Below are 13,253 nucleotides of genomic sequence, written 5' to 3'. Positions count from 1 at the left end.
TAGCCGGATAATATTTAATGGAAACTTAATGACGTTCTGCGACTCCTCCACATATTCGGTGATAATGAGATCAATAAGCAATACATGTTTTATTGATCATATGGGCATTTTAAACGAAATGCATTGAAAATTCAATCGATTTTCATAAATTTAAAAAGCGCGCAAAGCTTGCGCGATCAATCTCTATATGTAAAAGGGATAATAAATATTCTTGCCTATTTATCTATTCTGGACTCCCTTCGATTTCGCCTCGCCAGAGCTTCTGCATTTCGTCGCTGGTCTCCAGCAGATGTTGCAACGTTCCTTGCGCCACGATCCGTCCATCCTTCAGCACAAGAATATGATCGGCGTGCTGCAGGGCATAGCGGCGATGGGAGACGATCAGGCAGGTGCGGTCTTGCCTGGCGAATAGTTGCTTCCAGAGCTGCTGCTCCGTTTCGGCATCAAGCGCGCTTGAGAGGTCATCAAAGATGAGCAGGTCGGGGTCGCGCAGAAACATCCTTGCGGCTGCTACCCGCTGAATCTGCCCGCCTGAGAGTTTTGTCCCCTTCGGCCCCACCAGGGTTTCCAGTCCCTTCTCCAGAGCCCGTATGTCCTGTTCCATCACGGCGGCCCGAATGGCGGCTGCAAGTTTCTTCTGCTCCTCAGGATATCCTAGCAGCAGATTATCTTTGAGCGACTCGCTGCACAGACGCGGAACCTGAGGCGTGTAGGCGCTCTGCGGTGGCACAAAAAATTGCTCAGGCCGCTCGATCCGCTGCCCATTCCAGAAAAACTCGCCTGCCTGTCTGGGCAGCAATCCTAGCAGCGCACGCAACAACGTTGTTTTTCCTGAGCCAATCCGCCCGGTAATCACTGTGCAAGTGCCGCGCCGCAGCTTCAGGTCAATCGCCTCTACCCCTCCGCCCGACTGCTCATAACGATAGGTGAGTCCCCGAATCTCCATATGCTCAAGAGGATCAGCCTGCCTCTGTGGCTCCCTCACCAACGGGTATGCCCCTCTCAGGTATACTGGCGCGTGCTCTACAACTGTCTCCTGGGGAACTTCAACCGGCAGTGCCGCCTGGAGCCGCTGAAGAGAGACCAACGCCTGCCTGTACAGCGCGAGATTATGGCTAAACAGCCCGCTGAAAATGGCGAACTCGTCAAGATAGGACACGAAGAGCGCGAAGCTGCCAACGGAAAAAGCGCCACTTTTCATTGCCTGCGCCGCCAGTAGCAGCAGCACCCCCGTCCCCAGGCTCGCTGCATTCTGCACGACAGAGTTAAGCACCACATCCGTCAAGAAAAGACTCCTGAGACTTGTTTGCCGGCGCTCGTCGTTCAACTTGTTCAGGTGCGCTATGACCCGCTGCTGCGCGTTGGCGAACTGAATGGCCTGGGTCGTGTTAAATATCTCTCCAATGAAAGAACTGACTTCGCCCGCTGCCTTGCGGCTCTCACGATGATACCTCTGAATTTTGATGCTCATCCTGTTCATCACTACGCTTGCTCCCACCAGGGGTAGAAAGATGACGAGCGTGATCAGCGGGTTTATCGTCAGCAGGATCACCACCGCTACCACCGCCTGAACAGCGGACCCAAACACAACGTTCGCGTATCTAATTGTTTCTGTGATAGTGGTAATATCAACGTTGAAGCGGCTGATTAGTTCGCCCGACGAACACGGAAGCGCCCGCGCGCCCAGTTTCGTGAGCAATTGCTGAAAGATGTTGCGCCGAATCAGGGTGCCTGCGTATCCAACACACGTTGCATCCGTTGCATTGTTACACAGCCTCACCGCGCCACGCGCGATGGCAACCCCCACCAGCAGCGCGCCCAACGTCCAGAGATCCCAACCAACCGGCCTGTTGGCGCTGATCATATTAAAGATGGCCGATATAAGCAGCCCAGGTAACAGCAGAAAGAGGCTGCGAAAGAGCTGCAAGACGATATTGGATGCATGCAGCCAGGGAGTAAATGCAATGATCTGCCAGAGCGCTTTACGCAAGTTCATGCTACAACCTCCGCCAGTCCGGTTTTCAAGAGGTGCGCGAAACGCGAATTGGGGTCCGCTGCCAGTTTCGCCCGCTCACCATACTCACAGATCTTCCCATCCTCCAGTATCAAGATATCATCGACGTGCTGTACGGTTTTCAGGTGATGCGCGATCACAATTCCTGTCCGGCCCGCCAGCAGCCGGGCAATGGCCCCCTCGAGCAGTTGCTCCGTCACCGGGTCGAGACGCGAAGAGGCTTCGTCAAGTATCACAAGCGCCGGATCACGCAAGAAGACGCGCGCGAAAGCCAGCAGTTGCGCCTCGCCAGAAGAGAGCGCCATTCCATCTCCAGCGAGCCGCGTGTCGAGTCCTGCGGGCAGGGAAGCATACCATTGCCCAAGATTGAGATTCTCTATCACTTGCTCTAGTCGCTCGTCCGAAATGCCTGGATCGAAGAAGGTCAGATTGTCTCGCAAACTCGCGTGAAAAAGCTGCACCTCCTGTGTCACCACCCCGATCTGGCTGCGCAACTCGTCGAGCGTTGCTTGCCGCACATCGACTCCCCCCAGGCGAATTGCTCCCTGCTGCACATCGTAGGCCCTGGCGAGCAGACGGGTCAGGGTCGTCTTCCCGCTGCCAGTTCTTCCAAGCAATCCAAGCGTTCTGCCAGCCTCTAGCGCAAAAGAGAGGTGTTGTATCACCTCTTTATCTGGCGTGTAGCCAAAGGAGACATCATTGAAGCGAACGGCCAGCGGCCCTTCTGGCAGCGGCACGCCAGGACCATCAACGATGGCTCTGGGCATATGGGCCAGTTCGGTAATGCGCTGGATGCTGGCCGTCGCGCTTTGCAGTTGATCAATCTGATAGGTAATCGCATAGAGGCTCTGTGTGATCAGGGTTGTATAGTAATAGGTGACATAGATCGTCCCCACGCTCATCTGGCCGCCGCGTAGCAGGTAGGCTCCCAATGTCAGCACGGCCGCGACCGCCAGCGCCAGCGTGATCTCAATGGCGCTGGAGAAGAACAGCCCTGTGACGCTGCTCAAACGCGCGGTATGCAGCATGCGGCGCGCCAACTGGCTCAGTCTGAGCATCACGTACGCTTGAGCGCCGTTGCCGACGATATCCTCTCGACTGGAAATGCGCTCCTCTAAGAAGCCCGCGAACTCAGCGCTCGCCTGCCGCGCCGCGCGAAAGTGTGGCACCGCGATGCCCTGTAACGGGCGCAGTAGCCCGATCATCAGTAGCGTAAAGGCCAGCAGGAGCAGCCCGATGCGCCAATCAACTGCGAACGTGAGCGCTACCACCCCTATCAAGAGCAGCACCCGTGCGAGCACGGAGAAGACAAAGCGTGAGAAAAATGTAGAGAGTTGAGCAACATCGCCATCGACCCGCTCAATCAGCTCGCCCGGCGTGTGCTTCTTGTGAAAAGACATGTCCAAATTGAGACAGTGCAGCGCAAGATCCGTCCGCAGCGCGTTGGTCGCTTTCCAACTGATGTCCTCACTGATGTAGCCGGCGAAGGCCGTCACAAGCTGGTTGGCGATCACAAGACCAATAAAAAACAGGGCAAGATACATAAGCACAGCCATACTACCCTGAATCGAGTCAATAAATCGTCCCAACAACTGCGGCGCCAGAATCTCAAGCCCCAGGCTCGCAAACAGCAGCAGTGCCAGCAGGCTCACCTTCAACCATTGGGGCTTGAGATAGGTCTTCAACAGCGCGACAGAAGCTCTGAACGATACGCGTTCTTCAGATTGTGCCATATTCTCTCTCTCACTATATCCGACTGCGATATATCATATGCGGATATAATAAAGGATGAGGCAGGCCCTGTCAACCTCACATGACACCCTGGCACACGCAATATGCTGCGTATCAACAAACCGGGAACAACCAGCCGGATCAACTCCTTGTTCCTTTGTTGATCGATCAGGTGAAGCCAGCTTGTTGAGCTTGAAACTATAATTTGAGGAAGAAAACAGGGGCAAATGCGGTAAGCATAGCAATAATTTGGAGGGCCAGGACCAGCAGCGCTTGTCTTGGTTTCTTCCAACATTGTAGCAGGTGCGGGTATAGATTCGGGTTCATTGATTCCGTACCTCTCCATAGGTTCGGGGCTTGCCCCCGATTTCCCCTCCCCCCACGATGACGTCGATTTTAATGCGATATCGTTTGGAGGGGAAGGTTCCAATTGGGCACCGCGTGGACCAAGGTGTCGATGTAATAGGTACCGAGCGGTGCGGGAACCGGGTCGCCACGCTGCGGCGGGCGACAATCGGGGGCAAGCCCCGAACCTATGTAATCGCTCTTATTGGAGCTTTTACGCGATGAAACGACGATTTATATGCCATCTTTTTGATCATTTCCTGCTTAATTGAGGGCAAGCCTCGAACCTACGGATGCCTGTTTGCCATTGAGTGCAGGGTATTTTGTTTGTTGACGACCTCGCAGCCCCGCTCAATGGAGAGCGCGCCCCGGGCGTTATCGGTCAAGATACAGTGCTCGATCGTGCCGTGCCCACCGTCGAAGACAGCGACGCCATACTGCTGACTGTGGCTGATCGTGTCGCGCTGGAGCTGTGGGTCGCCTCCGCTGCTGATAGCGACGTTTGCTTGCTGGCAGGCAGAGATATTACAGTATTCCAGGATGCCGCGACCATTGTCACTGACCTTGACGCCGTGCTGTTGCGCCTCGTGGATGCGGCAGAGGTAGAAGTAGGGCGTGCTGCCAGTTGTGATCGACACATTATCGACGCCACTGCCCGCGATCTCGCAGTCCTGGTAGGAGCCCTGCCCCTCTTGCAGGACCTCGACGCCGTATTTCAAGTTGTCGTGTAGCTGACAGCGCAGCAACAGTGGATTGCTCAGCGTACTGACCGTGGCGCCCGCATAGCCATGATGATGAATATCACAGTCCTCAAAGGTGCCGCGCCCCTGCTCAATGATAAACAGGCCGTAGCGCTCGCTGTTAGAGATATTGCAGTGGCGCAGGATTGGATCGGCCCCGGTCGTGATATGTATCCCGGCGCGGGGATGATTGAAGATCTCACAGTATTCGATGGTGGCCCGCGCATTTTGCGAGATGGTGATGCCATATCCCGCTCCATCATGGATAGTGCAGTAGCGAATAGTGGGATTGGCGTTGACGCTGGTGATGGAGATGCAGGCAGATGAGGAGGATGTGATGTCGCAATCTTCGATGAAGAGCTCGCCCTGACTAATATGCAGCGCATAGGCTGCTTTGCCCATTGAGCCGGCTAGACAGCGGATAGTCAGGCCGCGCAGGGTAGCGGCTGCAGTTTGCATAACGATACAGTCGGTGTTGCTGCTTTCAAGTATAATTTGAGCGCGTGGTCCATTGCCAATAATCTCGACCGGCTTATCGAGGATGATATTTTCTTTATAGAGCCCTTCGCGTACAAAGATAAAGCTGCCCGGCTCGGCTTGCTGTATTGCTTCACTCAGCGAGGTATAGTCGCCGCCCTGTTGAGCTACCACAATACTCGGCCGAGGTTCTTGCGTTGCTAGCAGCCTGGTAGCCTGGCTGAGCGCGGTCGTCGTGCTCGCCGGGATGGCTGTTGCAATGGGTTGAACGATACGCTTGACGCTGGCGCTCTGCAACATCTGCTGCACGTTCTGTAGCTCTTGCTTGACTACCTGGGCATCGCGGGGCCGCTGATCCTCTTTCAACTCCAGCATCTGCATCACCAACTTCTCCAGGGCCACATTGGCAGGCTGCGACGCATCCAGATCGAGCGGCTGCTGCAGAAATGGTGTCAGACCTGGATGAATACCGGAGATCAATTGGTAGAGTGTGGCGCCCAGACTATAGATATCTGATCGAATCGTGGTCTGCATACGTCCATATTGTTCAGGAGCTGCATAGCCCGGCGTACCTAGATTCATCGTATCCTTGGTCTGTCCAGGTTTAAAAAAGCGCGCGATACCGAAATCGATCAAATAGACCTGCCCATCCGCCGTCAGCATCACATTATCCGGCTTCAGATCGCGAAAGATGATCGGCGGCTCATGGCTATGCAGATAGCTCAACACCGTACACAGCTGTATACCCAGTTCCACCACCTCTTTGAGTGGCAGATAGCCGCCCGGAGCTTGCTCCAGCCGCTTCTCCAACGTCTCGCCCTCGATATAATCCATCACCAGGTACCAGCGACCATGCTCTTCAAAATGATCATAGATGCGCGGCAGATTGGGATGAGAGAGATTGGCCAGCAACGTCGCCTCATTGCGAAAAGCCACGATGGCATCTTTTGTCTCCTGCTCATCCAGACCCCGCATACCCATCTCCTTCACCGCCCGGGGAGTATCATTAAAGAGCAGATCAGCCGCTTTATAGATCGCCCCGAATCCGCCCTGCCCCAGCTTTTGTAGAATATGGTAGCGCTGTTTTAATTCATAAGCAGAAGTCAGCAGGCCCGTAACTGTATTAGTAGTCGCATACGAAATCTGTGGCTGACCACACGCATAGCAGAACTTTGCATCGGGCCGATTCGTCGTCCCGCAATTATCGCAAAACCGTACAGAAGCATTCATATATTAATTCGTTTCATTTAAAGAAATAAATGATTTTAATAGCGCACTAACAATAACACGCCATAAAAATAGTTGTCAATCTTTTAACCCCTCACATGTCCTAAATGTAAGCCCTGCATATATCCACACCAGGATCACAATGCCAGGCACGCCCTCCTATACCCTGGTAATGGACGAGCTAATATGTTATACTGCGTCATGAAAACGTTATCTATCCAATAGAAAGGGGCACTACTATGCAGCAATTTTCATATATCAAAAGTTGGTGCATCCTTTCCTGATTGGGCACGCCAGCAACTTGCTAAGACATCCCTGCACGTTCACCTCATTGAGCTGTCCTCGGTCTGGAATCCTATCAGCCCTCAGATCGGCCTGATTTTAGATGCATCAACCACGCTATTATTCGCATTCCACAAACACTCTATGTACGGTATATTCCTGTACAATTTTACCGATCTATATATTTATCTATCTATCTATCTATAAAAAAGGAACGGTTCTCGTGATAAGTAATCAAGATCAAATCGAGATCAATGAAGAGATAACAGCAGTCAGCACGCCTCTGCCTATGTGGCGTAACCGGGACTATTTGCTGCTCTGGGGCGGTCAGGTAGCCTCGGTGACTGGTTCACAGGTATCGCAACTGGCCTTTCCTCTACTGATTCTTGCACTAACGCATTCACCTGCTCAGGCAGGCATCGCTGCAGCGCTGCGTACCATTCCTTATCTGCTTCTTAGTTTGCCCGCAGGCGCCCTGCTGGATCGATGGAATCGTAAGCAGGTGATGATCTTCTGCGACCTTGGGCGTTTCCTGTGTATGGCAAGCATCCCATTGGCTCTGCTTCTTGGCCATCTGACCATTGTCCAACTGTATCTGGTCTCCCTGCTTGAAGGGATCCTCTTTGTCTTCTTCGATCTTGCTGAGGTCTCCAGCCTGCCCCAGGTCGTCTCGAAGGAGCAGTTACCTGCCGCCAGCGCACAGAATATCGCGACCTATAATATTGCGATGCTGCTTGGCTCACCGCTAGGTGGCCTCCTCTATAGTGCTGGTCGGCTCTTTCCTTTTCTCGCCGATACCGTCTCGTATCTCTGCTCTGTCTTCACGCTCCTCTTCATTCGGACCCCGTTTCAACAGGAGCGTACAGGAACCACGCGCGCTTTGGGGATAGAGGTCAAAGAGGGCCTGAAGTGGCTATGGGAGCAGCGGCTTATTCGCTCGCTGGCACTGATCCTTTGCGGCCTCAATCTGATGAACGGGGGAATGACGTTGATTTGCATCGTGCTGTCCCAGCACGTGCATGCCTCGACGGTAGATCTTGGTGTCCTGTTTGCCGTCGCAGGCGTTGCTGGTGTGCTAGGATCGCTGATAGCACCGCGGCTCAAGCACCATCTGAGCTTCTTTGTGATCACCATCGTCACCCTCTGGGCACAGGCTATTCTCTCGCCTTTGCTGATCCTGGCTCCCAACCTGTTCTGGCTTGGAACCATTCTCGTCCTTATCTTTTTTCTTTTCCCCATCTTTGATGTCGTGCAGCGCAGCCGGCGTATGGAGCTGATCCCTGATGCCTTGCAGGGTCGCATCAATAGTGTATACCGGTTGATTGTCTTTAGTGCTAACCCCGTGAGTCTGGCCCTAACCGGGTTTCTGCTCCAGAATGCTGGTACGACGCTCACCATCCTCCTCATTACGGGCGGCCTGATGCTGATTGCCCTCTCAGCCACTCTGAATCTGCACATACGTCGAGCGGATGGCTAAAAAGCGTTTGAGCGATGGATCAATTGATCCATCGCTCATCCCTTCAATGGGACTGTTTGAACACTATGCTACCGCCGCAGTTATAATCGTTTGTTTTCTCCTCATATGATAAGGTTATCCACAGCGTTGCGGTGTTTATACACACCTGCCAGCCACTTATACACAAAGCTTCCACACAATTGCTGTAAAAGTTGTGGATAAGCCTCTAGTGACCGTGCAGGCTGATCCGCTATACTCCTCTATAGAAATTGTTCATGCGGACATCTCCGAGTTTTCTACTTTATTTCAGCGCGCACATCTATGTTTATGTGTATCAAGAAGGAGAATTGCTATGCAAACAACCATGAAGACATCGGAGATTACGCCGCAAAGCGCGTTACGCCATCGACCGATCGCGCCTGCGACTGAAGAGGTGCGCTTCGTGCAGCCACGGGCGTCGCTGACGCGCACCAAGCATGAGCCGCATACGACAGGCGGCCCTCCCGCCGTCAATAAGTTGACCAAAACCAGGCAGCTACAACAGCCGCCGGCGCGGCCCCTGAGCGCTATGCATTGGTCCCTTCCAGCAGGTTTAGCGATGCTCGGGATGCTCGTCGTATTCTGGTTGGGACAAATGGCAATCAACTGGTGTACGACAGCATATGATGACATGCTCTATGGACGTCCGCGCACCGTACAAGCAGATGCCTTTGTGGGACATGAGAGCGGCCAGACGCCTAGCCATTTTATCGCCCTTAACGACCATGGCCGCATTGAAATCATCGAGTTCCTCGGAGGCGATCCCGCCCATTCACGCATCTTCATGGGCCCGCAAATCTGGGGCGATAACGCCGACCTGGTCCCGATCAACATCAGCTTCGTACCATCAGCCACCAACAGCAAACAGAAGGACATGGAAATCTCATTCCATAGCACACACGTCCTCTTCCACAACGAAAAGGGCACCTTCACCATGCAAAACAATTAACAAAAATAGGTTCGGGGCTCGCCCCCGATTTTCCGTTCCAACACGCAAAAGCAACAATAAAGGTGAATCATAGGTTCGGACCTTGCGTCCGATTTTCTGTTTCAATACGTAAAAGCAACAATAAAAGCGATCCATAGGTTCGGCCCTGGCTTTTCGTCTCGAAACATTCGATAGGTGACGTTACGTGCGTGGATGATGAAATCGGACGCAAGGGCCGAACCTATGGATATCCCTTTTCTTGATGCGTTTCGATGGCCGATGTTTCGTTCGGCGCCATGTGATGATGGAACCGTAAAACCACCAACGCACACATGCCAAGGTCCGAACCTTGCGTCCGATTTTCCCACCGACACATAAAAACGGGGGCGATTCAAGGGCGTGTTGGCGTAAAACATCAACGCGGCTTAAATATGTATTTGATTTGTATCTGCCTTTCTATGCATAATGTGATTGAGCGTGATCTGTATCAATTATTTTTTGTGTATCCGGGAAGGAAAGTGTTATGCAGCCAGTTGAACCAATTATTGTGGTGGACCTGTTTGAGCCATTGCTTGATCGCCTTTTGTTGTTGCTGCGCCAGCTCTCGGCAGTTGAGTGGCAACGCCCTACGCCTTGTGAGGGCTGGAGCGTCAAGGATATTGCTCTGCACTTGTTGGGTGATGAGATGGGCCAGCTCTCCAGAGGTCGCGATAAAGATACTTCATATAGCCTGAAGCCTGGCCCTGACCTTGTTAGCCGCATTAACGAACATAATGCCCTCTGGGTGGAAGCTACGCGCCGCATTAGTACTCCGTTGCTCTGCGAGTTATTGGATAGTACCGGACACGAGGTTGTGAAGTACTTCAAAAGCCGTCCGCTGATGGAAATGGGAGGTCCGGTTAGCTGGGCGGGTCCTGAACCAGCTCCTATCTGGCTCGATGTGGCCCGCGAGTACACTGAGCGCTGGCACCATCAGCAGCACATTCGGGAAGCACTTCAGCAACCAGGGCTGACCGAAGCAGCCTTTCTCACGCCGGTCCTGGACACTTTTATGCGGGCGTTGCCCTACACGTTTCGCGCCATCGAAGCGCCTGAGCACACGGTCATCCAGCTAAGCATAACCGGCGAGGCTGGACGCAGTTGGTTCCTGATGCGCAATCATTCCGCCTGGTCCCTTTTCACGGACACAGCCTTTGAGCCTGCCGCCATCATCACTATTGATCAACAAACGACCTGGTGCCTGCTCACCAAAGGACTCACCAGAGAACAGGCCCTTGCCCGGGCCAGCACCCAGGGCAACACAGCCCTTGCGCTGCCTTTCTTCAGCGCCGTCTCCATTATTGCTTGATTTTATGCGAGAAAATTTGTGATCTGTTGAGCTACGTCGCGTTAGCACTAACTACAGCGGTTTTCTGAGCTTTTTCCAGGATGGCAGCCTGCCGTCAACGTTGCTCTGGGCCCGATTGCGTCGGGTAATGTGCCCAATGCTTTTAACCTGGTCGAAGATGATTGAGGTAGGCCACACCCCCAAAAGCCTACTTGTCTGTCAATGATCATTGCTAGCGGAATGCTGGATAATAAGGCATCTGATCTGCTTCGAGAGGCAAGAGCTGACGCAATCTGCTCGCAATCCGCTCAAATGTCTCACCAATAGCTTGCAAGTACTCGCTGGCTTCAATGGCTTCTCTTGCCACATTGAAGCGCAGCAGGAAACGCTGCCGAGCTGTTGCAAGGCCTGGCGACCACTGCCAATCTTGCTCCAGATGACGATGCAGAAAGCGACAATCATCGATTGTCCAGTAGGCGCAGGCAGCAGCAACGGCCTGCGTAAATAGCCTGTCATCATGTGCTGCGGGGCAGCCCTTTGCCAGTTCCATACGATAACTTGTCTCCATACGATGAATGATGTGAGCAGGAAGCCGACTGACGCACCAGCAGGTAGGGAATGGCATGCGAGCATAGACACCTTCGATGAGTGCGTGACGATACGCTCCGAATTCAAAGTCCAACAACTTTCCGGATGTGCCAATAAGGATGTTATCGGGACAGGGATCGCCATGCGTATACGCTGAGAATGGCCCTGGATTTTCCATGATGGAAGTAAGCTGTTTCAATTCATCCTTGATGCCAGCAGCTGGTACGACATTCAGTGTATGAATGGTCTCCCACAATGCTGACGAAATCCAGGCATAGTCGGGGATATCTACTGGCCCAAGCTCCTGACGAATGTGGTAGAAAGCCTCTTGCTTACCAATCGTGACGGCATGCATCTTACCCACGGTAGCTGTATACTGTACGGCTGCCTCTTCTGCCGCCTCAGGGTTATCCGCGAGCAGCAGCTGGTGCAGCCCGTTTCCTGTTCCCAGATCCTCCATGACGATCAGTCCATGCGCTTTGTTTCCAGCATAGAAGCGCGGCGCCAGAGCTGTATGAGGTGTGATCTCACTTAAAAACTGTAATCCAGCCCAATCATTGAAGAAGAGCTGAAAAGAATTTTCTGGAGCTGTGTTGGAGGCTTCGGATATGCCTTCCATCATAGGCATGGCTTTGACAATAACGTGCTGCGGGGCATCAACCGGCTTTTCAAGGAACGAGAAGCGATAAACCTGGGTGCGACCACTGGCCTTAAGATCAGCGGCATTCGGAGCAAGTTGCACCTCGTTACCCCAGACCTCCGTCAGTAGTTCTTCAACCCGCATTTTGATAATTGAAAGCGACCTTCCCTGGTCAGTTGACATAAAATAAGCTCCTGTAAAAGATGTGTAATGAAATGAGTATATCATAGCAGAAGTTCTGTGCGATGAGATTTAGGCGAAGATGATAAGATAAAGTAACAAGAAAGATGAAACCCGTAGGTGCGCCCCTTGCGGGCGCTTTTTACCCTTCGCGCTTGAAAAACAAACAATGATAACATTATATATCGATTCGAACCGCTCGCAATCGCATTTTAGGAGCGGTTTTTTGAGCGTGAAGTAGTTAAGCGCCCGCAAGGGGCGCACCTACAAGTTCTGGTTTCGGTTGAGCGGACTCCACGGGTTTACGTATGCCGCAAGGAGTGTAAGCCCCGCTTTATGTGTAGATCGTTACCTTTGCTGCGACCAAAGGCATCAACCCTTCCCCAACGACCTGGAATGTTGAAGATCATCAATTCCTGCAATTCCTCGGGGAGGTGCGGATTGACGATCAGATGGTCGCCGATTGGCTCAAGTCCGAGGATGGCGCGCAGTAGCAGTAATGGCGCCCCCGTGGCCCAGGCCTGTGGACTACACGCCGTTGGATATTCAACTGGATAGTCGGTGATGGACCGCTCGTAGCCGGCAAAGGCTTCGGGCAGCCGGTAATTGAAGTAGATGGCCGCCTCTAAAATACCCATGGCAATCTGGCTGGCCTCTTGCCAATAGCCATTGCGCGCCAGTCCATAGGCAATGATAGAGTTATCATGGGGCCAGATGGTGCCATTATGGTAGCCGATGGGGTTGTAGCCGCCTTCGCCTTCGGCCATGGTGCGCACGCCCCAGCCTGAGAAGAGGCGCTTACCCATCAAGTGCCGGACACAGGATTCGATTTTGTCGTCGTCCACGATGCCGCTCCAGAGCAGGTGGCCAATGTTTGAGGTCAAGGAATCCACTTTGCGTCCATTGCCATCGATGGCGAGCGCGAAGTAGCCCTTGTCCGCAAGCCAGAAATCGCGATTGAAGCGCTCCTTCAGTTCGGCCGCCTCGCGCTCCAACTGCGCGCCAAAGGTTGGATCACCCCAGATGTCGCGCGCCAGGCGGGCGCAGCGTCTCTTGGCATCGTAGACGTAGCCCTGGATCTCGCAGAGCGTACGCGGGAGGCGTGAGTTGGTGCCGTCAGCGAAGAGGATGGAGTTCCAGGAATCCTTCCAGCACTGGTTCACTAGTCCCGTTACTTTGTTGCGACGATTGTATTCGACATAGCCATCGCCATTGCGGTCTCCATAGATATCGATCCATTCCAGGGCCGCGCGGGCATTGGATTCCAGTTGTTTGACTA

General features: G+C 53.3%; 8 protein-coding genes. 3 read left to right on the top strand and 5 right to left on the bottom strand.

Going from position 1 to position 13,253, the window contains the following annotated elements; all coding sequences use genetic code 11:
• Positions 1-223: 223 nt before the first annotated feature.
• The 3 genes from JMI88_RS33375 to JMI88_RS33365 form a co-directional block, all read right to left on the bottom strand.
• Positions 224-1,996 carry an ABC transporter ATP-binding protein gene (locus JMI88_RS33375; protein WP_201366362.1) on the bottom strand — a complete coding sequence of 591 codons (1,773 nt, stop codon included), beginning with the start codon at positions 1,994-1,996 and terminating at the stop codon, positions 224-226.
• Complete coding sequence (locus tag JMI88_RS33370) at positions 1,993-3,747, bottom strand: ABC transporter ATP-binding protein (RefSeq protein ID WP_201366361.1); 1,755 nt, start codon at positions 3,745-3,747, stop codon at positions 1,993-1,995. Before JMI88_RS33370 ends, JMI88_RS33375 begins: the two co-directional genes overlap by 4 nt.
• 630 nt (positions 3,748-4,377) lie before the next feature.
• Positions 4,378-6,537 (bottom strand): protein kinase domain-containing protein, encoded by a 2,160-nt coding sequence (locus tag JMI88_RS33365; protein WP_201366360.1) that lies wholly within the window; start codon positions 6,535-6,537, stop codon positions 4,378-4,380.
• Positions 6,538-7,039: 502 nt separating this feature from the next.
• On the opposite strand from JMI88_RS33365, the gene JMI88_RS33360 reads away from it, so the two are divergent.
• From JMI88_RS33360 to JMI88_RS33350, 3 genes are all read left to right on the top strand, one after another.
• The gene (locus JMI88_RS33360; RefSeq protein WP_201366359.1) at positions 7,040-8,293 is read left to right on the top strand and encodes an MFS transporter; all 1,254 of its coding nucleotides are present in this window, start codon (positions 7,040-7,042) and stop codon (positions 8,291-8,293) included.
• A 331-nt stretch (positions 8,294-8,624) separates the two neighbouring features.
• A complete protein-coding gene (locus JMI88_RS33355) occupies positions 8,625-9,260 on the top strand; it encodes a hypothetical protein (protein ID WP_201366358.1) in 636 nt (211 codons plus the stop codon).
• Between the two features lie 502 nt (positions 9,261-9,762).
• Entirely contained in the window at positions 9,763-10,587 is an 825-nt protein-coding gene (locus tag JMI88_RS33350; RefSeq protein ID WP_201366357.1) for a maleylpyruvate isomerase family mycothiol-dependent enzyme, read from the top strand.
• A 211-nt stretch (positions 10,588-10,798) separates the two neighbouring features.
• Here JMI88_RS33350 and JMI88_RS33345 read toward each other — a convergent pair whose 3' ends face one another.
• Positions 10,799-11,977: a phosphotransferase gene (locus tag JMI88_RS33345; protein WP_201366356.1), complete on the bottom strand. Its 1,179-nt coding sequence runs from the start codon at positions 11,975-11,977 to the stop codon at positions 10,799-10,801.
• A gap of 299 nt (positions 11,978-12,276) precedes the next feature.
• The coding region (locus tag JMI88_RS33340) for an amylo-alpha-1,6-glucosidase (RefSeq protein WP_201366355.1) at positions 12,277-13,253 on the bottom strand (977 nt) is incomplete at its 5' end.

The organism is Dictyobacter formicarum (genome assembly GCF_016587435.1).
The sequence above is the reverse complement of the archived record's forward strand: the minus strand, read 5'-3'. Positions and strand labels throughout refer to the sequence as shown.